This is a genomic window from Sinomonas terricola, from assembly GCF_034931225.1.
Lineage (GTDB): Bacteria > Actinomycetota > Actinomycetes > Actinomycetales > Micrococcaceae > Sinomonas > Sinomonas terricola.
Map to the genome: position 1 here is coordinate 220,827 of NZ_JAYGGQ010000005.1, position 22,634 is coordinate 243,460.

The 22,634-nt window shown below is 68.9% G+C and carries 24 protein-coding genes and 3 tRNA genes; 14 read left to right on the forward strand and 13 right to left on the reverse strand.

The window, feature by feature from the left end:
• Window positions 1-158: 158 nt before the first annotated feature.
• The 3 genes from SPF06_RS09170 to SPF06_RS09180 are packed head-to-tail and all read right to left on the reverse strand — an operon-like array spanning window position 159 to window position 3,179.
• Window positions 159-1,067: an ATP-binding cassette domain-containing protein gene (locus SPF06_RS09170; RefSeq protein WP_323278733.1), complete on the reverse strand. Its 909-nt coding sequence runs from the start codon at window positions 1,065-1,067 to the stop codon at window positions 159-161.
• A 5-nt stretch (window positions 1,068-1,072) separates the two neighbouring features.
• On the reverse strand, window positions 1,073-2,125 hold the full coding sequence (locus tag SPF06_RS09175) for an ABC transporter permease (RefSeq protein WP_323278734.1): 1,053 nt from the start codon (window positions 2,123-2,125) through the stop codon (window positions 1,073-1,075).
• Between the two features lie 58 nt (window positions 2,126-2,183).
• The gene (locus SPF06_RS09180) at window positions 2,184-3,179 is read right to left on the reverse strand and encodes a substrate-binding domain-containing protein (protein WP_323278735.1); all 996 of its coding nucleotides are present in this window, start codon (window positions 3,177-3,179) and stop codon (window positions 2,184-2,186) included.
• A gap of 345 nt (window positions 3,180-3,524) precedes the next feature.
• Between SPF06_RS09180 and SPF06_RS09185 the strand changes: the two genes are divergently transcribed.
• On the forward strand, window positions 3,525-3,695 hold the full coding sequence (locus tag SPF06_RS09185) for a PIN domain-containing protein (RefSeq protein ID WP_323278736.1): 171 nt from the start codon (window positions 3,525-3,527) through the stop codon (window positions 3,693-3,695).
• Between the two features lie 17 nt (window positions 3,696-3,712).
• On the opposite strand, the gene hutG is transcribed toward SPF06_RS09185, so the two are convergent.
• Both hutG and SPF06_RS09195 read right to left on the reverse strand, forming a co-directional pair.
• A complete protein-coding gene (gene hutG / locus SPF06_RS09190; protein ID WP_323278737.1) occupies window positions 3,713-4,711 on the reverse strand; it encodes a formimidoylglutamase in 999 nt (332 codons plus the stop codon).
• A 70-nt stretch (window positions 4,712-4,781) separates the two neighbouring features.
• Window positions 4,782-5,279, reverse strand: a complete 498-nt coding sequence (locus SPF06_RS09195) for a MarR family winged helix-turn-helix transcriptional regulator (RefSeq protein WP_323278738.1) — start codon at window positions 5,277-5,279, stop codon at window positions 4,782-4,784.
• 80 nt (window positions 5,280-5,359) lie between these two features.
• On the opposite strand from SPF06_RS09195, the gene SPF06_RS09200 reads away from it, so the two are divergent.
• Window positions 5,360-5,935 (forward strand): NADPH-dependent FMN reductase, encoded by a 576-nt coding sequence (locus SPF06_RS09200; protein WP_323278739.1) that lies wholly within the window; start codon window positions 5,360-5,362, stop codon window positions 5,933-5,935.
• Between the two features lie 114 nt (window positions 5,936-6,049).
• A complete protein-coding gene (locus SPF06_RS09205; protein ID WP_323278740.1) occupies window positions 6,050-7,699 on the forward strand; it encodes a sensor histidine kinase in 1,650 nt (549 codons plus the stop codon).
• Between the two features lie 75 nt (window positions 7,700-7,774).
• On the opposite strand, the gene SPF06_RS09210 is transcribed toward SPF06_RS09205, so the two are convergent.
• Window positions 7,775-8,236, reverse strand: coding sequence for a hypothetical protein (locus tag SPF06_RS09210; protein WP_323278741.1), 462 nt, complete (start codon window positions 8,234-8,236; stop codon window positions 7,775-7,777).
• Window positions 8,237-8,457: 221 nt separating this feature from the next.
• Here SPF06_RS09210 and SPF06_RS09215 point away from each other — a divergent pair, with 221 nt between their 5' ends.
• Window positions 8,458-9,252, forward strand: coding sequence for a response regulator transcription factor (locus SPF06_RS09215; RefSeq protein WP_323278742.1), 795 nt, complete (start codon window positions 8,458-8,460; stop codon window positions 9,250-9,252).
• An 18-nt stretch (window positions 9,253-9,270) separates the two neighbouring features.
• Here SPF06_RS09215 and SPF06_RS09220 read toward each other — a convergent pair whose 3' ends face one another.
• From SPF06_RS09220 to SPF06_RS09230, 3 genes are read right to left on the reverse strand one after another with little or no spacing between them, the layout of a single operon-like run.
• Window positions 9,271-9,639, reverse strand: a complete 369-nt coding sequence (locus SPF06_RS09220) for a hypothetical protein (protein ID WP_323278743.1) — start codon at window positions 9,637-9,639, stop codon at window positions 9,271-9,273.
• Window positions 9,636-10,283: a signal peptidase I gene (locus tag SPF06_RS09225; RefSeq protein WP_323278744.1), complete on the reverse strand. Its 648-nt coding sequence runs from the start codon at window positions 10,281-10,283 to the stop codon at window positions 9,636-9,638. Before SPF06_RS09225 ends, SPF06_RS09220 begins: the two co-directional genes overlap by 4 nt.
• 52 nt (window positions 10,284-10,335) lie before the next feature.
• The gene (locus SPF06_RS09230; protein ID WP_323278745.1) at window positions 10,336-10,956 is read right to left on the reverse strand and encodes a TasA family protein; all 621 of its coding nucleotides are present in this window, start codon (window positions 10,954-10,956) and stop codon (window positions 10,336-10,338) included.
• Between the two features lie 233 nt (window positions 10,957-11,189).
• On the opposite strand from SPF06_RS09230, the gene SPF06_RS09235 reads away from it, so the two are divergent.
• The 3 genes from SPF06_RS09235 (at window position 11,190) to SPF06_RS09245 (ending at window position 14,006) form a co-directional block, all read left to right on the forward strand.
• Window positions 11,190-11,513 carry a PadR family transcriptional regulator gene (locus SPF06_RS09235; protein ID WP_323278746.1) on the forward strand — a complete coding sequence of 108 codons (324 nt, stop codon included), beginning with the start codon at window positions 11,190-11,192 and terminating at the stop codon, window positions 11,511-11,513.
• Complete coding sequence (locus tag SPF06_RS09240; protein WP_323278747.1) at window positions 11,510-12,289, forward strand: permease prefix domain 1-containing protein; 780 nt, start codon at window positions 11,510-11,512, stop codon at window positions 12,287-12,289. The genes SPF06_RS09235 and SPF06_RS09240 overlap by 4 nt, the downstream gene beginning before the upstream one ends.
• A 304-nt stretch (window positions 12,290-12,593) precedes the next feature.
• Window positions 12,594-14,006, forward strand: a complete 1,413-nt coding sequence (locus SPF06_RS09245) for an MFS transporter (RefSeq protein ID WP_323278748.1) — start codon at window positions 12,594-12,596, stop codon at window positions 14,004-14,006.
• A gap of 126 nt (window positions 14,007-14,132) precedes the next feature.
• On the opposite strand, the gene SPF06_RS09250 is transcribed toward SPF06_RS09245, so the two are convergent.
• Window positions 14,133-15,584 carry an NCS2 family permease gene (locus SPF06_RS09250; RefSeq protein WP_323278749.1) on the reverse strand — a complete coding sequence of 484 codons (1,452 nt, stop codon included), beginning with the start codon at window positions 15,582-15,584 and terminating at the stop codon, window positions 14,133-14,135.
• A 124-nt stretch (window positions 15,585-15,708) separates the two neighbouring features.
• Between SPF06_RS09250 and SPF06_RS09255 the strand changes: the two genes are divergently transcribed.
• Entirely contained in the window at window positions 15,709-16,119 is a 411-nt protein-coding gene (locus tag SPF06_RS09255; protein ID WP_323278751.1) for a hypothetical protein, read from the forward strand.
• Between the two features lie 21 nt (window positions 16,120-16,140).
• On the opposite strand, the gene SPF06_RS09260 is transcribed toward SPF06_RS09255, so the two are convergent.
• Complete coding sequence (locus tag SPF06_RS09260; protein WP_323278752.1) at window positions 16,141-16,767, reverse strand: FAD-binding protein; 627 nt, start codon at window positions 16,765-16,767, stop codon at window positions 16,141-16,143.
• Window positions 16,768-17,032: 265 nt separating this feature from the next.
• Here SPF06_RS09260 and SPF06_RS09265 point away from each other — a divergent pair, with 265 nt between their 5' ends.
• Window positions 17,033-18,067 carry a universal stress protein gene (locus SPF06_RS09265; RefSeq protein ID WP_323278753.1) on the forward strand — a complete coding sequence of 345 codons (1,035 nt, stop codon included), beginning with the start codon at window positions 17,033-17,035 and terminating at the stop codon, window positions 18,065-18,067.
• 70 nt (window positions 18,068-18,137) lie between these two features.
• Here SPF06_RS09265 and SPF06_RS09270 read toward each other — a convergent pair whose 3' ends face one another.
• Window positions 18,138-19,562, reverse strand: coding sequence for a C40 family peptidase (locus tag SPF06_RS09270; RefSeq protein ID WP_323278754.1), 1,425 nt, complete (start codon window positions 19,560-19,562; stop codon window positions 18,138-18,140).
• A 233-nt stretch (window positions 19,563-19,795) separates the two neighbouring features.
• A complete protein-coding gene (locus SPF06_RS09275; protein ID WP_323278755.1) occupies window positions 19,796-20,170 on the reverse strand; it encodes a metallopeptidase family protein in 375 nt (124 codons plus the stop codon).
• 157 nt (window positions 20,171-20,327) lie between these two features.
• Between SPF06_RS09275 and SPF06_RS09280 the strand changes: the two genes are divergently transcribed.
• The 5 genes from SPF06_RS09280 (at window position 20,328) to SPF06_RS09300 (ending at window position 22,620) form a co-directional block, all read left to right on the forward strand.
• A tRNA-Glu gene (locus SPF06_RS09280) sits at window positions 20,328-20,400 on the forward strand.
• Window positions 20,401-20,481: 81 nt separating this feature from the next.
• Window positions 20,482-20,555: transfer RNA gene (locus SPF06_RS09285), tRNA-Asp, on the forward strand.
• Between the two features lie 49 nt (window positions 20,556-20,604).
• A tRNA-Phe gene (locus tag SPF06_RS09290) sits at window positions 20,605-20,680 on the forward strand.
• 388 nt (window positions 20,681-21,068) lie between these two features.
• A complete protein-coding gene (locus SPF06_RS09295) occupies window positions 21,069-21,278 on the forward strand; it encodes a hypothetical protein (RefSeq protein ID WP_323278756.1) in 210 nt (69 codons plus the stop codon).
• Window position 21,279: 1 nt separating this feature from the next.
• Window positions 21,280-22,620 (forward strand): peptidoglycan DD-metalloendopeptidase family protein, encoded by a 1,341-nt coding sequence (locus SPF06_RS09300; RefSeq protein ID WP_323278757.1) that lies wholly within the window; start codon window positions 21,280-21,282, stop codon window positions 22,618-22,620.
• The last annotated feature ends 14 nt before the right edge of the window (window positions 22,621-22,634 follow it).

Consider the following 22,634-nt stretch of genomic DNA (forward strand, 5'->3'; position numbering starts at 1 on the left):
GGGAACGCTGGCACCGCCAGAGAACACCGGCAGGGGCCCCGCACCAACGATGGTGCGGGGCCCCTGCTGGTTCCACCCCCGACGCGTGGCCACGTCCCGCCGGACGCGTGGCCACGTCCCGCCGGACGCGTGGCCACGTCCCGCCAGAGGGTGCGGCGTCAGGCGGTCGTCGAGTCGATGCCGACGGCCTTGACTTCGGCTTTGGCCTCGGCGAGAGCTTCGCGGTGGCCGCCAAGCTGTTCGAGCTCGTGGGCGAGTTCGGCGAGTTCGGCGCCACCGGCCATCTGGGCCGTGAGCTCTTCGAGAGTGATGTCCTTCTTGTCGTAGTAGCCGATCGAGCGGCCGCGCTTGAGGAGCAGGAACCGGTCTCCGACGGGGTAGGCGTGGTGCGGGTTGTGGGTGATGAAGATGACCCCGAGGCCGCGGTCGCGGGCCTGGAGGATGTAGCGCAGCACGACGCCGGACTGCTTGACGCCGAGGGCCGCGGTGGGCTCGTCGAGGATGAGGACCTTGGCCCCGAAGTACACGGCCCGCGCGATCGCAACGCACTGGCGCTCGCCGCCAGAGAGCTGGCCGATGGGCTGCTCGACATCGCGCAGGTCGATGCCCATGTCGGCGAGTTCCTTCTTGGTGATCTCCTTCATCCGGTTCACATCCATGCGCTTGAACGGGCCGGCGCCGGTCGTGAGCTCGGATCCGAGGAAGAAGTTGCGCCAGATCGGCATGAGGGAGACGACGGCGAGGTCCTGGTAGACGGCCGCGATCCCGGAGTCGAGGGCCTCGCGGGGGCTCGAGAGCCTGCGCTCCTCGCCCATGATGGCGAAGGTGCCCTCGTCGTGCTGGTGCAGGCCCGCGATGATCTTGATGAGCGTGGACTTGCCGGCGCCGTTGTCGCCGAGCACGCACGTGACGCGGCCGTTGTCCACGGCCATGGTCACGTCCCGCAGCGCGATGATGTTGCCGTAGTGCTTGCCGACGGCGTCGAGCTTGAGCAGGTGCACGGCCCGGTCGGTGAGCGGGTCGGTCTCCCCCTTCAGGAGGGCCTCGTTGCTGATGTGCTGTCCCATGGCGCTCACTTCCGTTCGGCGCGGTTCTTGACGATGAGGTTCACGATCGTGGCCAGGAGGAGCATGAGGCCGAGGAAGAACTTGAACCAGTCGGGGTTCCATTGGGCGTAGACGATGCCCTTGTTGGCCATGCCGAAGATGAACGCGCCGATCGCGCCGCCGACGGCGGAGCCGTAGCCGCCCGTGAGCAGGCACCCGCCGATGACGGCGGCGATGATGTAGAGGAACTCGTTTCCCACGCCCTCGCCGGACTGGACGGCGTCGAACGCGAACAGGTTGTGCATGCCCAGGAGCCAGCCGCAGAACCCTACGCCCATGAACAGCCCGATCTTGGTGGCCTTGACGGGGACGCCCACCGCGCGGGCGGCGTTCGCGTCCCCGCCGACAGCGAAAATCCAGTTCCCCACGCGGGTGCGCAGGAGGATCCACGACGCGATCACCACGAGCACGACCCAGTAGAGGATCGGGATCTTGAAGTCGACGCCTCCCACGACGAGCTCCGAGGCGAACACTGCCTTGGCGGCCGAGAATCCGTCCATGTTTGCGATCGACGGCGAGGAGACGGCCCCGCCGATGAGGCGCGTGAGCGCGAGGTTCAGGCCTGTGAGCATGAGGAACGAGGCGAGGGTCACGATGAACGAGGGCAGCTTCGTCTTCGACTGGATCCACCCGTTCACGAACCCGATGCTGAGCGAGACGACGAGCGCGAGACCCACGCCGACCCAGACGTTGACCGAGAAGTACCACGAGAACAGGGAGGCGGTGAGGGATGACGTGATGACGGCGACGCCGGCGGAGAGGTCGAACTCGCCACCGATCATGAGCAGGGACACGCCGACGGCCATGATGCCGATGGTCGAGGAGCCGTACAGCACCGTCGCGATGGCGTTGGGTTGCAGGAACGTGCTCGAGACGAGCGAGAAGAAGATGAAGAGGACGACGGCGCCCACGAGCGCTCCGACTTCGGGGCGGCCGAGGAGCTTCTGGAACGGGCTGCGGCGCCCGACCCGCTCGTCTGCGATCGGCTTCGGCGCCGAGGGCAGTGTTGCTGTTGCCATGGGAGGACTCCTTGTCCGTCGGGCCGCGCGGCGCGGGGCCGCGCGGCCCGGTTCCTGTTTAGCGGACGCCCTGCTGGGCGAACTTGAGGACGTCGGACGCGTTGGACTTGTCGACGATGGTCGGCCCGGTCAGGACGGGCTGGCCGCCGCCGAGCTTGAAGCCACCGCGCTTGCTCTGCCACAGCGCGTCGACCGACATGTAGCCCTGGAGCCACGGCTGCTGGTCGACCGTGAAGATGACCTTGCCGGACACGATGTCCTGCGCGAGCTCGGCGTTGAGGTCGAAGCTCGCGACCTTCGCGCTGCTGCCCGCGTCGGAGACCGACTTGAGCAGCGTGATCGTGATGGGGGCGCCGAGGCCGATGATGACGTCGGCGTCCTTCGTGGCCTGGAGCTTGGCCGTGGCCGTCGACTGGACGGAGGTCATGTCCTGGCCGTTCACGTAGAGGATCTCGGTTCCGGGAACCTTGGCCTTCACGCCGGCGCACCGGTTCTCGAGGCCAACGTGCCCCTGCTGCTGGATCACGCAGATGGGGTGCTTGTAGCCGCCCTGCGCGAGTTTCGTTCCGACGGCCTCGCCCGCGAGCTTCTCGTTCGAGCCGAAGTGCGTGAAGGCGCCGAGCTGGGCGGAGACGTCTTCGCCGGCGTTGAGGCTCACGACGGGGATGCCGGCGTCAGTGGCCTTCTTGACGACGTCCTTGAGGGCGTCGGGGGTCGCGAGCGTCACGGCGATGCCGTCGACCTTCTGGTCGATGGCCTGCTGGACGAGCTGGGCCTGGCGCCCGGCCTCGGGGTCGTTGAGGTACTGCAGGTCTACATTGTCCTTCGCCGCGGCTTCCTCCGCGCCCTTGCGGACGATGTCCCAGAACGTATCGCCCGCGGCCGCGTGCGTGATGAGCGCAACCTTGATCTTCGGCGTCGAGGCGACCTGGCCGCCGCCCCCACCGCCTGCGTTGTCCGCGGGCTTCCCGCCTTGCGACGAACATGCCGCGAGCGCGAGAACCGGGACGGCAAGCGCCGCGACAGCCATACGACGCCATGAGAACTTGTTCACTCGTGATCTCCTTCGATCAGGTACGGGCTCCGGGGTCCAACGCTGCGTGGATTCTGCGGTGCGGTGCAGATTCCCAGACCTCCGCTGATGTGATGTGGAGCACTCGGAGCGCTCCATGAGAGGAGCATAGGAATGAATACTATGTCCTGTCAATAAGCCTTTTTAACATGCGGCCAATGCCCGCTCGCGCTCCCCGGGCGGCACGGCCAGCCCGGTGCATCACCAGGCCCTCGCGATCGGCAAGTACGCTCACCCTCGCCGAAGTCCTCGTCGGCTCGGCGCGGAGCGGTCGCGAACGCGACGTCCGCGACGACCTCGTGGGCATCGGGATCCAGATTGCCGACCTTGGCGACGACGAAAGCCCTGACCCTTGCCCGCACGCGGGTGGATCATCGGCTCAAGATGCCGGTCACCTGCGTTCTCGCCACGGCGATCCACCACGGCATCCCGCTCGCATCCTTTGACGCGAGGCTCGCGGCCGCCGCCAGCCGCATCGGACTCCTCCACGATTCCTGACGGCAGCCGCAGTCGGCCTACCCCAAGATCGTGTCAACGAGCCGCGCTGCGACACGCGCGGTGCGGGAGTCGACGTCGTACGCGGGGTTGAGCTCCGCGATGTCCGCGTGCACGAGCTTCCCGCTCGCGGCGACCCTGCGCACGACGGCGACGATCACCTCGAGCGGCACGCCGAGCGCCGCGGGCGCGGACACGCCGGGGGCCACGGCGGCGGGCAGGACGTCGAGGTCGATCGTCAGGTACACCGCGTCGAGCCCCGCGAGGAAGTCCTCGACGAACGCCTCGGCGGTCTCGCGCGTCGCGTACTCGTCGAGGAGGTACCGCACGCCGAGCTCATCGGCGCGGCGGAAGAGGGCGAGCGTGTTGTTCGGGCGGGAGATGCCGACGACGGCGTACTCGAGCGAGCGCCCCTCGGCGGCCTCCGCGCGGGCCATCTGGAGGAACGGGGTGCCGGAGCTCGCCCGCTCCTCGTCGCGGAGGTCGAAGTGCGCGTCGAGGTTGAGGACGCCCACGCGGGCGCCCGCGGCGAGCTCTGAATCCGCGACGCCGAGGTAGCTCGCGAACGCCGTCTCATGGCCGCCGCCGAGGGTGACGGTGAGGGCTCCGGCGTCGAGCAGTGCGGCGACGAGGGCGCCGCAGCGTTCCTGGCCGCCCTCGAGATCGCCGGGCTCGGCCTCGGAGCCGAGCGGCACCACGACGTCCCCGGCGTCGAACACCTCGCGCTCGAGATGGAACGCGAGCGGGCCCAGCGCCGCGCGCACGGCTGAGGGCGCCTCCGCGGCCCCGACGCGCCCCTTGTTGCGTCGCACTCCCTCGTCGGAGCGGAAGCCGATCAGGATGGCAGGGCGGGCACCGCCGTCGCCCGCCGTCGCGCCCACCGCTTCCGCGAGCCCGGAAGCGCTCACAGGGCGCACGGCCTGCCACCAGCGCCGGTGCTCGGGGGCATCGCCGTCGTGGCGCCCGGCCCAGGGCAGCGGGGGGACGTCGGCCAACGCGGGAGTGGACACTTCGCTCATCACCTCAGCACACCGCACCTGGCGGGCTTTGCGCCAGTGTCTGGCGGAAGAGATGTCCGGCTTCCCGGACTCAGCAGGCGCGGCCGAGTCCCCAGAGGCCCGAAGAGCCAGCGGCGTGGGCGATCGCGGCGAGGGCGGCCTCGAAGGTTACACGCTCCTCGGGCGGCAGGGGTGCGACGAGCGCGTGCAGGCCGCGCGTCACCTCGGCGTGGAAGGCGGCGGCGGAAAGGTGCCCGGCGTCCGTGAGCGCGACGCGCACCGCGCGGCGGTCGCCGGCGACGCGGACCCGTTCGACGAGGCCCCGCCGTTCGGCCCGGTCGACGAGGCCTGTGAGCGCGGCCTTCTCGACCCCGAATCCGCGGGCCAGATCGGCCATGCCGCGCGGTCCCTCGGCGAGGACGCAGAGGAGCCGGGCCTGGACGGGCGTGAGGTGGTGCTGGTCCGCGGCGCGCGCGAAGGCGGCCTGCACGAGGCCCGCGAGCTGAACTAGGCCTTGTGCCGCGTCGGGCATCTGCGAGCCTGCGCTCGTCTCAAGGGCCGTCGTGCGGCCTTGCGTGCTCGCCTCCATCCGAGTATCGTACACAATCTAGATAGTTAATGCCACAGACCATATGCAGTATGAGCCACGAACCCACTTGAGGGGGTCGCATGACGCGCATCGGCATTATTCTCGGCAGCACGAGACCGCACCGGAACGGCGAGCAGGTTGCCCGGTGGCTCTTTGAGACGGCATCCCGGCGGACGGATGCCACGTTCGAGCTCGTCGACCTGCGGGACCATCCGCTTCCGCTCCTCGACGAGCCGCTCCCGCCCTCGCTCGGCCGGTACGAGAACGAGCACACGCGACGGTGGGCCGAGAAGATCGGCTCGTTCGACGGCTTCGTCATCGTGACGCCCGAGTACAACCACAGCACGTCGGCCGTGCTCAAGAACGCGATCGACTACCTGTACGCCGAATGGAACAACAAGGCCGTCGGCTTCGCCTCGTACGGCTCGGCCGGCGGGGTGCGCGCCGTCGAGCATCTGCGGCTCGTGGCGGGCGAACTCCAGATGGCGGACGTCCGGGCCCAGGTGATCCTCCCATTCGCGACGGCGTTCGAGAATCGACGCACCTTCAAGCCGGACGATTTCGCGCGGCGGAGCCTCGACGCCATGCTCGATCAGGTCATCGCGTGGAGCGAGGCGCTTGCGCCCCTGCGGAAGAAGGCCAGCGCAGCGGCCTGAGCCGTCGCGGCCGGTTCAAGGCGGCACTTCACGTCGGTGCACGCTGCCCCGCGAATTGACAGTTCTGTCACACAATTGGTGTGGCTGAAACTTGTCTGGGCGTGGGAGAGCAATGTGGAGAAGCTGCTGGACGTGCTGCTGCTGGGCCGGGTCCGGTTCCACGACCTGAATCTGACCGGCAGGGTGCTGCTGAGCCAGCTCCCACTGAACCTCACGATGTTCCTGGTCTGCGCCGTCGTGGCCGTGGTGGACCCACGCAAGTTCCGGGATCCCTCGTTCCTGGCAGCCCAGGCGATCGCGGTGGGGCTCTTCGCCCTCTGCGCGGTGATCCCGTGGCAGCGATTGCCCTACGGGACGTTCCTCGTGATCCCGTTCCTCGACTTCGTCCCGGTCACCTTTGTGCGGTCCTCCGCCTCGGACGCGCTCTCCGGCCTCGGGTTGCTCGCCGTGTTCCCGATGCTGTGGCTCGCGGGCTCGGGCTATCGGGCGCGGCTCATGGTTCCCTTGGGCGGCGTGGCCTCCCTGGTCATGGTCTGGGCTCCGTTGGTTCCAGCGGGCACGGTCGACGCCCGCTCGCTCGCGGCGCAGCTCATGACGCCGGTCATGATCCTCGCGGTGGGCGTTGGGGCATCGGTCATGACGGCCAGCGGCACAGCCCAGCAGGAGCGCGTGGAGGAGCTTCTCGAGCGCAGCGAAACCCGGGAACGGCTCTTGGACACCGTCCTTGAGACGGTCGACGTCGGGGTCATCGTGCTCGACGCCGAGGGCCAGGGCATGTTCGCGAACTCCAAGCAGATCGAGGTGTACGCCGCGGCCCTGCCGACCGACGGGGCCGCGGGGCATGAGACCGAGATGATGATCTACCGAGAAGGGTCCGAGGACCCCCTCCCTCCCGAGCAGTGGGCGCTCGAACGCGCACTCGCGGGCGAGGAGGTCGAGCGCGAGCTGTACCGGCTCGGCAAGGGCGCTGAGGCGCGTACTGTCTCGGTCACGGTCCGAGGATTCTCGGACGCCGGCGGGGCGCACGCGGGCACCGTCGTCGCCTCCTCTGACGTCACCGACGTCGTCGCCGCGGTTCGCGCCAGGGACAGGTTTCTCTCGATCATGTCGCACGAGTTCCGAACGCCGCTCGCGAACATCATGGGCTATGCCGAGATGGTCCAGGACGACCCCCTGCTCAGCGAGACCTCCCGCTCGGACCTTGAGGTCATCTCGCGCAATGCCCAGCACGTGAACCAGATGGTCGACGACATCCTCGCCGCCGCCGTGACCGGAACGGACTCGGCAGCGATCCGCCTTCCGCTCGATTTCGCCGAGCTCGTCCGCGAGGCCGGAGCCTCCTCTGGCCCGGACGCCAAGCGCAGGGGAATCCGGCTGAGCGTCGAGACAGATGGTGCCCTCCCCGTCGTCGGCGATCGCACGGGCCTCGTGCGCGTGCTCGACAACCTCGTCTCGAACGCGCTCAAGTACTCGGGCTCGGGCACGGAGGTCTCCCTCCGCGCGTCGAGGGATGGCACGTGGGCCGTCTGCGCGGTCGAGGACCACGGCATGGGCATCGCCCCCGACGAACTCGAGCGGATCTTCACGCGCTTTGGCCGCAGCACGAGCGTGCTCGGCACCGGGATTCCCGGAACGGGCCTTGGGCTCGCCCTTGCGAAGGAGGTTGCGGAGAAGCACGGCGGCACGATCGACTGCACGAGCGAGGTGGGAGTGGGGAGCACGTTCACGGTGCGGCTGCCCCTGAGGGCCGAGGCGCGCTCCTAGGTGCGGTCGATCAGGCCGGCCGCGGACGACGGCGGGTGGCACGCCCGATCTGCCCGGCCGACTCCGCGCGGCGGTTCAGCAGGCGTGGGTCTGGGTGAGAACGGCCCCGGTCCAGGTCCCGACCTGCGCCTGGACCGTGAGGGTGTAGATGCGGTTGCCGGCACTGGCTGAGCTCTGGGTGAGGGCCAGGGTGGGCAGCGTCGTCGTGGTCGAGCTGCTGGTCCCGTCGGGCGCGGCAAGCGTGAACGTGTAGGCGGTCGCCCGCGGAACCGCGCTGTAGGCGGTGATGGTCACCGTGGCCTGTTTCGCGTTCGCCGTGCACGCGTACGTCGCGGTGACGCTGGCCGGAGCCGGGATGGAGTAAGTGCTGGCGGTCAGGGCTGCCGAGGTCATCGCCGTGAAGGCGGCTTGGGCTGCCGCCGGGGCCGCGAGGAGCAGGGCTGCGGCAGCCACGGGCGCGACGGCGCGGAGGAGGCGGCGGCCAGCTCGGGCGGCCGCGCCCAGCCACCCAGCCTTGGGTGCTGCCCGCTGTGCCATTCGCCCTCCTTCCGGGGTCTCTTGCTCGTCAGCCTTTCCCATGCTCTCAGCCCGGTCTCAAGGCCGACCGTCGCGGAAGTTCAAGGTTTCCTCAACTGCCGGATTCGGCGCCGTCCCTTGCCCCGCCCCGCCCCGCCGCGACCGGTCGCGCGGGCGGCGCCGGAGGACTCAGAGCGGGATTGACATGAAAAACGCAGTGCCGTCTGAAAGACTTGCCGACCATGGAGGAGAGCTCCCCAGATCGCCGGGCCGTCGTCGTCGAAGACGACGCCGACATGCGCATGCTGCTCGTCCGGACCCTGCAGCGGCACGGCTTCGATGTGGCCGAGGCCGGCACCGGCGCCGACGGTTTGCGCCTTGCCCGCGAGCACGTTCCGGACCTCGTGACCCTCGATCTGAACCTCCCCGATCTCGATGGAACCGAAGTGTGCCGTCGCCTCAGGGAGTTCTCGAATGCCTACGTTGTCATGATCACCGGGCGCGCGGATGAGATCGACGAGCTGACCGGCCTCCAGATTGGCGCCGACGACTACATCAGCAAGCCGTTCAGCCCCCGGACCGTCCAGGCCCGGATTGAGGCGATGTTCCGCCGCCCTCGCCCCGGAATCCCGCAAGCCCAGCCCGCTCCGGCAGGCGCTCCCGCCGTCGTCCCCGCGGAAGCCGCCGTCGTGCACTCGGTCACCCCCGCTGGCCTCGCGGCCCCGCAGGACGGCCGCCGGATGATCCACGGATCGCTCGTCGTCGACGTCGACGCCCGTCTCGTGACTCTCGACGGGCAGGAACTCACGCTGACCCGGACCGAGTTCGACCTTCTGGCCCTCTTGGTGGGCTCCCCGCGGCGTGTGTGGACCCGCGAGATGCTGCTCCGCTCTGTGTGGGGCGACGAATGGGCCTCGGACGAGCATCTGGTTGAGGTCCACGTGGGCAATCTGCGCCGCAAACTCGGGGACCGTGGCAGGAATCCGCGGTTCATCCGCACAGTGCGGGGCGTCGGCTACGGTATGGTCACCGCCTGAGCAGTGCACCCTTTCTACTCAGGCGTGGCCCAGAAGCTCCTGAAGGGCGTGGGCAACGGCCTCGGCGTCACGGTCGAGGAGAGGGATCGCCGCGCGTGCGTCGGAGAAGTGGCCTGCGCGGATCTCCTGATCGGCGTGGCGGGCGTCGTGCTCGAGCTGCAGGGCACCGACCGTGCCGGCCGACGAGGCGAGGCTGACGAGCGCAACGTGTGCGGCTTCCGCGTGCCCCGCCGCGACGGTCTTGGCGATGGCTCCGATCCGGCGCGGGAGCAGGTGGAGGAACGTGGCTGCGAAGTCGAGGGCGTCGGTCCGGGAATCGAGTTCCGCGGCGAGTGCGTCGAGCCGTGCCTGTTCGAGGATGGGCAGCGCGTCAGCGGTCACCGTCACTTCCCCTCCCCTTCGGGCCCGGTGTGGGCTGCGGCGTGCCGGTCCTTGCGGGCCGGCCCGGCGGCCGGGCGGCGCCAGATGGACACCAGCAGCATAGCGACGAGGAGTGCGGGCGCCCCGAAGGTCAGGACCGAGCGGACGGCGGGGGAGCGGACAGCCCGGATGGCATCGCCCAGATGGGGGACCACGGCGGCGGTCGTGTAGACACTGGTGTCCGTGATGACGGCCGTCCACGGGTCCGGCCCGTTGTTCGCGTCTCCCTTGGTTGTGATGATCGCGGCCCCGGCCGCATTGCGGGTGATCGTCGCGATGCGGTGGGTCTCGACGCGCTGGTCCTGGACGGGGATCTGGTAGGTGATGACGTCTCCGACTTTGAGGTCCGACGTCGGGGTCTTGACGCCGACCACCACATCGCCCGGGTTGATGAGGGGCGCCATCGATCCCGTGAGCATCGTCGACGTCTGGTAGTCCAGGAAGCGGGGGCCGACGGCGAGGAACAGGAACGCCGCGGCCGCCACGGCTAGGACAAGTCCCATGAGCGTTCGGACCAAGAACCGGGCGGCCCGCTTGAGGCCCGCCCGCGCCCCGCGCCCGGAGGCGGCGGGGGCGGCGAGAGGGGTCGCGGCGTCGACGGTGATGCTCATGTCGGGCCTTCCTGATGGAGGGGACGCGGTTGCTGGTCCGGCCTGGCTGCGCCTACTGGTTGGTACCGCTGCGCTGGGTGCCGGTGAAGGAGAAGTTCACGGTGCTGCTGATGCCCTGGAAGGTGTTGTCGGCGGTGGACGGGAGAGTCAGCGTGACACGGAGGTTGTCCGCGTGGCCGGCCGTGGCCGAGGCGAGGTTGGAGAGGTTCAGGTTGGAGCCGATGACCGCGTGGGTGGCCAGCACGGAGGCAGTGGTTCCGGAGCAGGTGTAGGTGTAGGCGGGTGCCGTCCCAGCCTCGGTCCAGGGCACCGAGCACGAGTCCACGACCATCTGCAGGCCGTTCGTGGCGTCGGTGTCGAGCTTGGAGGAGGTGGTGGCCGTCGTCGTGAGGGTGGCGCCGGCGAGGTTCTGGCTGCCGGTGTTGGAGAGGGTCACGGCGCGCTGGATGGTGTCGCCGGGGACGATGCCGGAGGCAGCGACCGTGAGGCGGTTGTTGGCCGTGCCGGTGGTGCCGAGGCCGATGACGACGGTGCCGGAGGAGACAGTGGCCGCGGCGCTTGTGGTAGAGGTGAAGGCACCGTAGGTTCCCAGGCCGGCGACGCTGGCGGCGGCCCCGACGAGGGCGGCCGAGGCCAGGAGCTTCCCGGAGGTGGAGTTGAGGCTGAGACCCATTTTCGTATCCTCTGTTCGAGCCGGGCCCCGCCCGGACTGAGTCGTTGGTGTCAGCCCCAGCGGCTGACAACAACAACTTTCTGCCCCGGGCTTCAAGGCCGCCGCCCCCCAACCGACAAGAAAACCTCAAGTTCTGTTCAAGACTCGCGCTGGCCACCTCTCGCCGCACGCGCGGCCACCTCTCGCCTCAGGCCCTTGCCAGAAAGCGCTATCAGTACCTAGATTGTCTAGGTATGGGACGAAGTGCGGTGAATGGACAGCTCGATCTCCTGCTCCTCGCGTCGCTCGGTGCGGGCGAGGCACACGGCTACGCGCTCATCGCGCGCATCCACGAACGCAGCGGCGCTCGGCTCGAGCTTCAGGAGGGCTCGGTCTACCCCGCGCTGCACAAGCTCGAGGCCTCCGGATGCGTCGCGAGCAGGTGGGCGGACGACGACGCCGGCCGGCGCCGCGTCTACACCCTCACCCGTGCGGGGGAGACCGAGCTCGCGCGGCGCGCGGACGAATGGAACGGCTTCGCGGCGGCGGTCCGCGGCGTCCTCGGAGCGGCGTCGTGAGCGGCGCGCCGGATCCCCGCGAGCCGGAAGGGGCCATCGACGCGTATCTCGACGAGCTGCTCGCGACGGCGCGCGATGCCGAGCCCTCGGCCGCGCGCCGGCTGCTCGCCGAGACCGAGTCCCATCTGCGCGAGTGCGCGGCACGCCTCCGGGCGCAGGGGCTCAGCCCCGAGGATGCCGAGCTCGAGGCCGTCCGCCGCTTCGGCCCCGTGCCGACGGTGGCCCGGGCCCTGAGGCCCCCGCTCTCTGCCCTCGGGCGACTCCCGCTGCGCGCCTTCCTGCGCCCAGCCGTCGGGCTCGCCGCGGTCGGGGCGATCGCCGTCGGCCTGAGTGGCGCGATCTCGGAGCTCTTCGGCCGGCTGTGGGGTGCGGGCTTCGTGTCCGGGGATCTTCCCGGGGTCGCCTACACGGCTGCGCGCTGCGCCGTCCTGCAGGCACCATATCCGGGCCTCGACTGCGCGCAGGCGGCAGCCGAGCATCACTGGGGCGAGGTCGTCGAGTACCGCGTGGCCCTCGGAGCGCTCGGCCTTGTGCTGCTGCTCGTGTGGCGCCTTCTGCCCCGGGAGGTCCCGCTCCCGGGCGGCTTCGTCCCGGCGCTCGCCGCCGCGGCCTTCCTGCTCGGCGCCGCGGCGGCGGGTTTCCAAGCCCTCAACGCCGCCGTTCAGGGCTGGCAGGGCACGGGCGCGTGGCTGAGCGCCGTCGTCGTCGCCCTGCCGCTCGCGGTCGTCTTCGGCGTCGCGGCGCTGCGGGAACTTCGGTTCGCTCCCGCGGCGTGAATCGCGACGGTTAGTGTCGTAGATTCCGCAGCCTTAAATGTCATGACTTAGTTCGTGACTCTTCCGCGCCGAGGGCCCTCGCCGACGTGTCAAGTCTTGACCAGGGCGAATCGCACGCTTAGAGTTCTGATATATGAGTCATATGTCAAATGTGCCGACCCCGACTCGAGGTTTTGATCTCGATGGGTCGGACCAGCCGGCCTCGTCCACCGCTCGCTAAAGGCTGCGGCTGTCCATGCGTCTAGGAAACGGCGCTCTGATGCCGTCAGCGGTTTGCGCTGAAGCCAGAAGGGAACAAACCTGAATGACCCATCCGACCAGTACGACGGCCTCCGTCGACACCTCCACCTCAAGAGAGACCAGCTCCAAGTTCAAACGCCGCTTCATGGTGCGGCTTGTCGCTGTCTTCATCGGCGGGATGTTCCTCGACGGTTACATCCTCGGAATCATCGGCCCCGTCACCGGACTCATGCGGTCAGATCTCAAGCTCGACGCACTATCTCTGGGCATGATCGCTGCAGGTCCACTGGTTGGCATCTTCGTCGGCTCCCCGCTGGCCGGCTGGGCTACTGACAAGTTCGGACGCAAGCCCATGTTCCTCGTGGACATGGGCCTGTTCCTGGTCGCCTCAGCGGCCCAGTTCTTCGTAACCTCCGGAGACGGGGCCGTGATCCAGCTGGCCACCATCCGGTTCTTCATGGGCGTCGCGATCGGCGGCGAGTACTCAATCGGCGGGCCACTGCTATCAGAGTTCTCCCCTCCAAAGCTCCGCGGGCGATTGCTCGGGCTGACTCTGATCGCCTGGTACGTCGGTTTCATGATGGCATTCATCATCGGCACGCTCCTGCACGACGCCGGCACCCCATGGCGCCTCGTGATCGGCACGAGCACGATACTCGCATTCGTCCTGTTCCTTGCCCGCTTGGGCCTCCCCGAATCGCCGAGTTGGCTCATTACGAAGGGACGGCGTGAGGAAGCACTAGCGATCGCACGCAGATACGTCGAATCGCCCCAGATGCACAACAGCATCACCGAAGAGATCGATCTGAGGATGATCCAGGAGGCCCAAGCCGCGCAGAGTAGGACCGAAATCAAGGGCGCCTCCTTCGGAATGCTGTCCTCGAGGCAGTACTGGCGCACCACCCTCTTCACCTCAGGTTTTTGGTTCTGCGCGGTCACTCCGTACTTCGCGATCGCGACCTTCGCCGACGACGTGCTCAACAATTTCGGCTTCGGCGGCGGCTGGGCCGGTGGAGTCGGCCTGTCCGCACTCGCGGCGGCGGGCGTTGTCACCACCGTGCTTCTGATTGACAAGCTCGGCCGCCGAATCCTCACCGTGCCCGGGCAGTGGCTCTGCGCAGGCATCCTGCTGATCATCGGAGTCTGGGCGGACGCACCAGCGATCCTCGTGCTCGTCCTGTTTCTCGCCTTCTCCTACTTCAATGCCGGCTACACCACGATGACCCAGGTCTATCCGGCCGAGGTATTCCCCGGCCATCTGCGCGGCATCGGCATGGGCTTCGCCGCGGCCTTCAGCCGCATCGGAGCCGCACTCGGCACCTTCGCCCTGCCATGGGCGATCAGCAACATCGGCATGGGCCCAAGCATGGTCGTCGCCGCCGCCGTCGCATTCCTCGGCGCAGCCCTCTCGCAGTGGCTCGCGCCTGAGACGAAGGGGCGCACCCTCGCCGAGATCTCAGCAGACTTCTCCCACTGACACCGGGACTGCACGGCGGGTTGGGTGAAGGTTCACACCCCTTCGGGTTCCTAACGCCACAATTCACGCCGGAAACCAACGTTTTCGGCGCCACGGGGCGCTGAATTGTGGCGTAACGAACCCCGACTAGAGGCCGAGCGCCTGCTCAACAGGTCCGAGCGCGAAGAACAGAAGGAACGCAGCCGCGACCGCCCACATGAGCGGGTGGATCTCCTTGGCCCGCCCCTGGAACGCCCGCACGATCACGTAGCTCACGAAGCCCGCGCCAAGCCCGTTCGCGATCGAGTACGTGAACGGCATGAGCCCGATCGTGAGGAACGCCGGGATCGCGATGCCCACGTCCTTCCAGTCGATCTTCGCGACCTGCTGGAACATGAGGAACCCGACCACGACGAGCGCGGGCGCGACCGCCTCGAACGGTACGAGGTTGATGAGCGGCGTGAGGAACATCGCGAGCAGGAGCATGACGCCCGTGACGATGGACGCGAGGCCCGTGCGGGCGCCCTCGCCGATGCCCGCGCCGGATTCGACGAAGATCTGGTTCGATGAGATCGACGAGCCGCCGCCCGCGATCGCGCCGAACGCGTCCACGAGCAGCACGCGGTCCACGTTCGGGATGTTCCCCTCGCGGTCGATGTTCCCGGCCTCGCGCGCGAGCCCGACCATGGTGCCCATCGCGTCGAAGAAGATGCTCAGGAGGATCACGAACGCCATGAGGATGGCGGCGAGCCAGCCGAGATGCGCGAACGCCCCGACGGGGTTGGCCTGCCCGATGAGGCTCAGGTCGACGGGCCGCACGTTGCCGAGCCCCGGCACCACGAGGGACCAGCCTGCGGGGTTCGGCTTCTGCCCCGGAGCCACGCTGGGGCCGATGTGGAACACGAGCTCGAGCACGTTCGCGAGCACCGTCGCGCCAACGATCCCGATGAGGATCGCGCCGCGCACGCGGCGGACCATGAGCGCGATCGTAAGGACGAGCCCGACGACGAACACGAGCGTCGGCCAGCCGATGAGCCGCCCATCGAGGCCCAGGCCGAGCGGGACGGTGGTTCCCGCCGCGTCGGGGATGCGGCGCACAAAGCCCGCCTCGACGAGCCCGATGAGTGCGATGAAGAGGCCGATCCCCACGACGATCGCCGTCTTGAGCCCCTCCGGCACGGCCTTGAACACGGCCGTTCGGAAGCCCGTGAGGACGAGGAGGAACATGACGATGCCCGCGACGAGCACGAGGCCCATCATGTCCGGCCACGTCACGCCCGGATGGGTCGCGATGGTCACGGCGACGAACGCGTTGACGCCGAGCCCGGTCGCGAGCGCGAACGGGTGCTTGGCCCACACGCCCATGATGATCGTGAGGACGCCCCCGACGAGGGCCGTCGCCGCCGCGACGCGCGGGATGCCGAGGGTGTTCCCCGCGGAGTCCGCGCCCGAGAGGATGAGCGGGTTGAGCACCACGATGTAGCTCATGGCGAAGAAGGTCGCGAGCCCGCCGCGGATTTCGCGCGCGATGCTCGACCCCCGCTCGGAGATCTTGAAATAGCGGTCGACGGCGGTCGTCGACACCGTGGTGCTCGCCATGGGGTCCCCTTGGGCTCGAATGGGATTTTCGTGCCCATGCTAGTAGTGCATTTGTCTCGGCCGGCCGCGCACCTCCGTTAATGTGATCCAAGACTCTGCGACACACCGCCACGGAAGGATGCCCGTGCCACCAGCCCGGAGCCGTATCGCCCGGTCCGTGCCCCGCGTTCGGCCAACCCTCGCCGCCGCGCTCGCCGTCTCCTTCCTCGCCGCAGCCCTCGCCTTCCTGGCCCCCACGGGCGGCGCGCTTGCGTCTCCGGGGGCGTCGCCGTCGTCGTCCGCGTCAGCAGGCCCACGGGCGCCGAGCACCCCGGCGGCCCCGCCCGCCCCCGTGATCGGGAGCGCATCCCCGGGTACCGTCGAGACGGCGCCGCCCGCCCCGCAGGCGCCGGGCGAGCCGTTCCCGTGGGCGTTCGTGGTCTTCGGAGTGCTGGGCGTCGCGCTGCTCATCGCGTGGGCCGTGCTCACGCGCCGCGACGAGGGTGAGCCCGGCAGGGACAGTGCGGACGACGACGACGACGGCGACCTCGCCTGAGCGGGCCAGCTGGCCGAGAGCTCAGGCCAGCTGGAGCGGGGCCGTGAACGGGCCGGTGCGCGGTCCGGACCCCTCGGGCCTCGTGGCGCTCGCGACGGCCTTGCCCACGGACTTGGCCTGACGGAGCAGCTCGCGCGCGGACGGCGACGAGAGCTCGGTGACGCCAATGAGGTAGAGCCCGATCCGGGCGAGCTCCTCCATGAGCTTCTCGCCGAGGGAGAATCCGAGGTCCGCGAGGAATCGCCGGAGCTGGTTGTGCGCGCAGCGCGTGAGGATCACGGCGTCCGCGAAGATCACGCCGAGTTCGGTCCGCACGGCCCAGCGCAGCGGACCGCCTGATCCGGGCTGCTCGACGAGGGCGAGGTGCTGCGCGCGCACCGTCCCGCGCACGTCGAGGCCCTGGCTTGCCGCGTGCTTGCGCAGATGCCGCATGACCTGGAGGTATTCGGCCGACTCCGCGGAAGCGAGGTCGGCCACGCGCAGTGCGGTCGTCGCGGTGCTCGGGGACCCCGACTCGAGGCCATCCACCGTGACGGCCGCGACTCCTCGGCGGCCCAGCTCGACGGCGACGGCCAGTCCCGAGAGCCCCGTCCCGATCACGACCGCGCTCGTAGACTCCGAGATGCTCGGGGGCGGCGGCGTGGACAAGGCCCTGCTCCTTCGGGTGGATTGTTCGTGCTGTGCACCAGCCCCCCGACAGGCACTTTCGGAAGACTACCCGCATTCTCGGCGCACCGGTAGGCCCCCTCCCGCGGGGTATGATGCCCGCCTTCATGGCCCCGGCCGGGGCCTCCGCCGCTCCCGTGCGGCGTTGCGCGGCCCGCCGTCGTCGAAGCTTGACCCGCCTTGCAAACGGACCACCATTGTCAGTGAGGGGCCCGTTGAGGCTCGCACCGGAGTCGAGGAGGATGCCATGGCAGGCGAGACCGTTCGCGGGAACGGCCACGGGCTGGGCGATGATGCGGAGCTGCCCACCGGAATCGTGGTCGGCGTCGACGGTTCGGAGCATGGCCGCTGCGCCCTCATCTGGGCGGCGAGGGAAGCGCAGCGGCGTCACCGCCCGCTTCATGTCGTGACGGCGTACAGCGTGCCGATCTTCGCGGCGTCAGGGCTCGACGGCGGCTATTCGACGATCGACGACGCCGTCATCCAGGACGGCGCGCGGGCCGTCCTCAAGGAGGCGCTCGACTCGGTCGAGGGCTTCGACGACGTCGAGATCACGTCCTCGGTCGAGAGCGGCGACGCCGCGGGCGTCCTGCTGCAGTTCTCCGAGGCCGCCGAACTGCTGGTCTTCGGAACGCGCGGCCGCGGCGGCTTCGTCGGCCGGCTTCTCGGCTCCGTGAGCAGCGCACTGCCCGCGCACGCGAAGTGCACAACCGTCACGGTGCCCCTGCGTTTCGCCGAGCGGCTCGGCGAGAAGGTCGAGGACCGGCGGCTCCGCGACGAGCGCGCCCAAGAGCCGCCCCGGGAGCCCGAGCACATCGTGGCCGTCGGGGTCGACGGCTCGGAGCAGGCCCGCGTCGCGGTCCTCGTGGCGGCTGAGGAGGCCATGCTGCTTGGGGTTCCGCTGCGGGTCATCTGCGCCGTTCCACAGTTCAGCGGGAGTCTCGCGTGGGCGCCCGCGCCCGTGGACCGCGATCAGCTCTTCAGGGACATCCAGGCCCAGCTCAAGGCCGGCACCGCGTGGCTCCAGAGCCATTTCCCGGACCTCGAGGTGCAGACGAGCCTCGTCGACGGCGCACCCGTGGACGTGCTCGTGGACGCGAGCCGCGCCGTCGACCTCCTCGTCCTCGGCACACGCGGCCACGGCGGCTTTGCGGGCATGCTCCTCGGCTCGACGACCGACGGGGTGCTGCACCACGCGAAGGGCCCGGTGATGGTCGTCCCCGACCACGAGGACGAGCGGCTCGCCGACCGCCCGAAGTTCGGGCCGATGCTCGCGCCTTAGCGGCTCCGGTCCCACCGTTTGGGGGTCACCTCCCGCGGGTGGCCCCGGTTTCCCCCTGAACGGGAGGCTGCTAGTAGCGCGCCACAGTCGGCCACACGTCGGACATCCACGCGATAGGCGTGACTGTGATGCCGTCCGTCGGGTTGAGCGCGTTCACGATCTTCCCGCCGCCGATGTAGATCCCCACGTGATAGAAGTAGCCCGCGGTGCCGGAGACGACGAGGTCTCCCGGCTGCGCCTGGCTGAGCGGGACATGGACCGGGGCTTGGTTGTACTGGTCCGTCGCCGTGCGGGGCACCCAGATTCCTGCCGCGCTGAACGAGTACCAGACGAGTCCCGAGCAGTCGAAGCCCGTGGGGCCCGTGCCGCCCCACTGGTAGTAGTTGGGCGGGCCGACTTTCGACATCGCGGTATTGATCGCTGCCTGGATGCCCGAGCCCGACGGCGCGGGCGGTGCCGGAGCCGGCGGTGCGGGTGCGGGTGCGGGTGCCGGCGGCGGCGGAGGCGCGGGGGCCGGGGCGGGCGGCGGGGCCGGCGCCGGCGCCGGTGGGGGAGAGGTGATCGGTGTCGGGTTCCCGTTGGAGGCCGGCAGAACGGACGACGGCGTGGTCCCCCCGGACGACGCCGGAAGGCCCGAGCTTAGAGCTCCCGAACTGGTGCCGGGCAGGAGGCCGCTCGCCGCAGCCTGTGCAGGCGCCGGGTTCGACGCCGCGGCGAGGATCGCCGCGTATTGCTGTTGCTGCCGCTGCTGCTCGAGGCCTGCGACGCGTTGCTGCTCGAGTTCGACGCTCGTGTTCCTCAGCGTCGCGAGCTGGCTCACGAGCGTTGAGCGCTGCGCTGCGGCCTGTGTGACTGTCTGCTGATAGGAGGCATTCGCGGAGTCCGCGGCCGCCTTCGCGCGCTCGGCGGCCTGTGCGGCGTCGTCCGCCGCTTGCGCCGCTTGGTCAGCCTGCTCGCGGAGCTGCATCGACGCCTCGGCGGCCCGCTGGGCGGAGCTGAACGCCGCGGCCCGCCGCGCGTTGATCGATTCGAGTGCCGAGGCGCGATCGATCACGGCGCCTGCGTCATCCGCGACGAACGCCTGGACGCTCGGATTGAGGCCGCCGCTGCGGTAGAGCTCGGCGGCCAGAGACCCGATCTGCTTGCGCGCGGCGGCGTCCGCCGTTGCCGCGGCGTCCGCTCGCGATCGGGCAGCCGCGGCGTCGGTGCGGCGCCCGTCGAGCGTGACGAGGGCCATGCTGTAGGCGTCGTTCGCGCGCATCGCCTCGACCGTGCTCCGGCCGAGCGCGTCCTGGGCGGTCGCGATGAGGCTCTCCACATGGGTCACTTCGGTGGCGGTCGCGTCCGCGTTCGCCTTGGCGGCGTTGATCTCTTCGGGTGTCGGGATCGTCGGTGTGTCGGCGGTCGCGGGTGCGGCAGCCAACGTCAGCGCGAGTCCGGCAGCCGCGCAGATTGCGCCGACTGTTCTCGCGGCCGACGTCAGTTTTCTCTCCATGCGCACACCTCGTAGCCTCTGCAGTTTCCCCGCCGAGGCTACGGCCCTAGTGTCACAATTGCAACACTAGTCACAGACGTAGCATAAACAACAGCAGTGTCATTTCGCGGGACATGGGCGCGGCGTGTCGCCCGTTCTGCCCCGCCTCCGACCCGTGGCCACGTCACGCCCAATCCGTGGCCAGATCTCGCCCGACGCCTGGCCAGATCTCGCCGGACGCGTGGCCAATGCGGTCATCCCCACCCGAGCTCATGGAGCCGCGCGTCGTCGATGCCAAAATGATGGGCGATCTCGTGGACCACGGTGACAAGAATCTCGTGCACGACTTCATCGCGGCTCGAACACATCTCAAGGATCGGCTCGCGGAAGATCGTGATGCGGTCGGGGAGCGAGCCCGCCGCGTACCACTGGTCGCGTTCTGTGAGTGGAGTACCTTCGTAGAGGCCGAGGAGCACGGTGTCCGGGTCGTCGTGTGGCCCGGGCGCGTAGCGGTCTTCGATGAAGACAGCCACGTTGTCCATATGCTTCGAGAGACGCCGCGGGATTTGGTCGAGGGCGGCGTCGACGGCCTCTTCGAACTCGTCTTCGTCCATCCACGCCTCGCCCATGACCCTCACTCTAGGGCGCTCCCGCCGTCGTGCGAACCGGGCAGGACGACGGCGGGGCCGCGCTCGCGATTTGTGGGCTGCGGCAGGCGCACCGTATAGTTTTTCAAGTCCACTTCGACTGGGAAGCCCCGCAAGGGGAGTCCCGTGAGGTTCTCAGGCCCCCATCGTCTAGCGGCCTAGGACACCGCCCTTTCACGGCGGCGGCACGGGTTCGAATCCCGTTGGGGGTACACAGGATCTGGTTTTGAGCAGCCAGGCGAGTCTGCTAGGATTTAGATCTTGTGAGCGGGGGCAAACCCCGGACACACCAAGGCCCTGTAGCGCAGTTGGTTAGCGCGCCGCCCTGTCACGGCGGAGGTCGCGGGTTCAAGTCCCGTCAGGGTCGCTTCGGCGACTTGACCCAGGTCAAGTTGCCATCGGTGACGAGTCACCGGGGCTCTGTAGCTCAGTTGGTAGAGCGTTCGACTGAAAATCGAAAGGTCACCGGATCGACGCCGGTCGGAGCCACCACGGAAATCCCGCACCACGAGGTGCGGGATTTCTTGTTTTCCCAGATCGGATGCCAGTTTCTCTAGGGGCATCTGTGCCATTAGGGGCTCTAGGGGCGCGTCTAGCAGGCTCCCGGCGCGAAGGACACCCTCGAGGGCCCGCGAGTAGCGCTCGGTGACCTGCAGGCTGGAGTGCCCGAGCACGGCCTGGACATCGGGCGCTGAGGCCCCGGCGTCGAAGAGGATGGTCGCCCGAGAAGAGGATGCAGCGGCGGCAGGGCGGGAGGCCGCCCGACATTTGTTCGAGCACCAACGGCGGCGCCTCCCCAACGGTGGCGGAGGCTGGGGCCCACAGAATCGAGTACATGCAAGTGTGGTAAACGAGTACGGCGGTCTCTGAGAGTGAATACATGGAACGGAACCGCGCGACTTCAGGGAAGAACATGGGCGGGACCCTCGCCAAGTCCTTCCTCGCCGCCGTCCTTGCGAAGCAGCACCCGGATATGGCGTTCATCTCGCCTGCTCAGGCGCTCATGTTGTCCATGCTTCTCATCGGTCGTGCGTCGTCCTCGCGAGGGATCTCGTCCATACTGACCCACCGCCGCCACCTGAAGGTCTGATATGGCATCCGTGATTCACACACCGACGGTCGGCCGCCGAGCGGCCGCGGCCACGCTGCGGGCCGCAGCGGCGGCTGCGGCCATCGCGTTGACGGTGAGTGTTGCTGCGACCGGACCGGCCCGCGCGGATGACCTCGACAACCAGAAGGCGAACTTGGATCAGCAGGCCCAGCAGGTCCGGTCCTCGCTGGAGTTTCTTGAGGGGCGCATCGCGCAGACAGCGTCGGACCTCGCCAACTACCGTGCGCAGCTGCCCGGGGCGCAACAGGCCCTGCTCGAGGCTCAAGGCCGTGTGGCCGCCGCGACCAAAGAGGCGGAAGCCCTCGCCGTCCGCGTTGACGCGGCCCAGCAGGACAAGGCAGAGATCACCGAGCAGCTCAATGAAGACCGTGGAAAGGCCCAGGAGACCAAGAAGCTCATCGGCCAGATCGCGAGCCAGGCCTATGAGTCGGGTGGGGTGCCGCCGGATCTGAGCCTCCTCTTCGGCAACTCGGGCAGCGGAAGCCTCCCGGGCAGCATCGACCTCACCAATCAGGCGATCCGAACGCAGAACGCGGAGCTCGAGAGACTCAACCAGCAGACCGCGGCCAACGTCAATCTGGAGGCCAGACTCGAGGCCGTCGAGGAGCAGATCCGCGATCTCAAAGCCGAGGCGGATGCAGCTCTTGCCCGTGAACAGGCAGCTCGCGACGATGCCGCGGCCAAGAAGGCCGCCATCGACAATCTTGTCGCGGACACAGAGCGTCTCAACCAGGAACTCGAGGCTCAGCGCCCCACGATCCAGAAGCAGATCGCGGACGTCAGGGCGCAGCAGGACACCGTGGCCGTGCAGATCGGGGATCGTGATCGTCGTCTCCGCGAGCAGTGGCTCGCTGAGCAGGCGGCCCGCAATCAGTCGACGCAGATCGGCTCGCCGTCCGCGTTCGGCCTCCGCCACCCGTTCGCGTACGACATTCCGATCACCTCGGGCTTCGGCTGGCGGCCGACGCCGCCCGGAACCATCGACTTTTTCGGCACCGGCGGCTATATGCACACAGGTATCGACTTCGGGGCCCCGTGCGGGACGCCCGTGTACGCGGCGGCGGCCGGGACCGTCACGGTCGGCGGCTGGACCACGGGTGGTGGCGGCTGGACGGTCATGATCTCCCATGGAGTCATCCAGGGGAATGCGATGACCACCGTTTACTACCACAACTCAAGCGTCGTCGTGTCGCCGGGGCAGAGCGTGGCCCAGGGACAGCTCATCGCCTACTCGGGCAGCACGGGCAACTCCACGGGGTGCCATGCGCACTTCGAGACGTGGCTCAACGGCTCGCCGGTGGATCCGATGACCCTGCTCTAGGGTCAGGAACGTCC

What these genes read in the sequence shown, in the direction of transcription:
- SPF06_RS09175 (WP_323278734.1), bottom strand. Translation starts at nt 2,125, where the DNA reads ATGGCAACAGCAACACTGCCCTCGGCGCCGAAGCCGATCGCAGACGAG.
- SPF06_RS09245 (WP_323278748.1), top strand. Translation starts at nt 12,594, where the DNA reads ATGACCCATCCGACCAGTACGACGGCCTCCGTCGACACCTCCACCTCA.
- SPF06_RS09200 (WP_323278739.1), top strand. Translation starts at nt 5,360, where the DNA reads ATGACGCGCATCGGCATTATTCTCGGCAGCACGAGACCGCACCGGAAC.
- SPF06_RS09295 (WP_323278756.1), top strand. Translation starts at nt 21,069, where the DNA reads ATGGAACGGAACCGCGCGACTTCAGGGAAGAACATGGGCGGGACCCTC.
- SPF06_RS09170 (WP_323278733.1), bottom strand. Translation starts at nt 1,067, where the DNA reads ATGGGACAGCACATCAGCAACGAGGCCCTCCTGAAGGGGGAGACCGAC.
- SPF06_RS09300 (WP_323278757.1), top strand. Translation starts at nt 21,280, where the DNA reads ATGGCATCCGTGATTCACACACCGACGGTCGGCCGCCGAGCGGCCGCG.
- SPF06_RS09270 (WP_323278754.1), bottom strand. Translation starts at nt 19,562, where the DNA reads ATGGAGAGAAAACTGACGTCGGCCGCGAGAACAGTCGGCGCAATCTGC.
- SPF06_RS09275 (WP_323278755.1), bottom strand. Translation starts at nt 20,170, where the DNA reads ATGGGCGAGGCGTGGATGGACGAAGACGAGTTCGAAGAGGCCGTCGAC.
- SPF06_RS09235 (WP_323278746.1), top strand. Translation starts at nt 11,190, where the DNA reads ATGGGACGAAGTGCGGTGAATGGACAGCTCGATCTCCTGCTCCTCGCG.
- hutG (WP_323278737.1), bottom strand. Translation starts at nt 4,711, where the DNA reads ATGAGCGAAGTGTCCACTCCCGCGTTGGCCGACGTCCCCCCGCTGCCC.
- SPF06_RS09265 (WP_323278753.1), top strand. Translation starts at nt 17,033, where the DNA reads ATGGCAGGCGAGACCGTTCGCGGGAACGGCCACGGGCTGGGCGATGAT.
- SPF06_RS09215 (WP_323278742.1), top strand. Translation starts at nt 8,458, where the DNA reads ATGGAGGAGAGCTCCCCAGATCGCCGGGCCGTCGTCGTCGAAGACGAC.
- SPF06_RS09250 (WP_323278749.1), bottom strand. Translation starts at nt 15,584, where the DNA reads ATGGCGAGCACCACGGTGTCGACGACCGCCGTCGACCGCTATTTCAAG.
- SPF06_RS09195 (WP_323278738.1), bottom strand. Translation starts at nt 5,279, where the DNA reads ATGGAGGCGAGCACGCAAGGCCGCACGACGGCCCTTGAGACGAGCGCA.
- SPF06_RS09210 (WP_323278741.1), bottom strand. Translation starts at nt 8,236, where the DNA reads ATGGCACAGCGGGCAGCACCCAAGGCTGGGTGGCTGGGCGCGGCCGCC.
- SPF06_RS09230 (WP_323278745.1), bottom strand. Translation starts at nt 10,956, where the DNA reads ATGGGTCTCAGCCTCAACTCCACCTCCGGGAAGCTCCTGGCCTCGGCC.
- SPF06_RS09225 (WP_323278744.1), bottom strand. Translation starts at nt 10,283, where the DNA reads ATGAGCATCACCGTCGACGCCGCGACCCCTCTCGCCGCCCCCGCCGCC.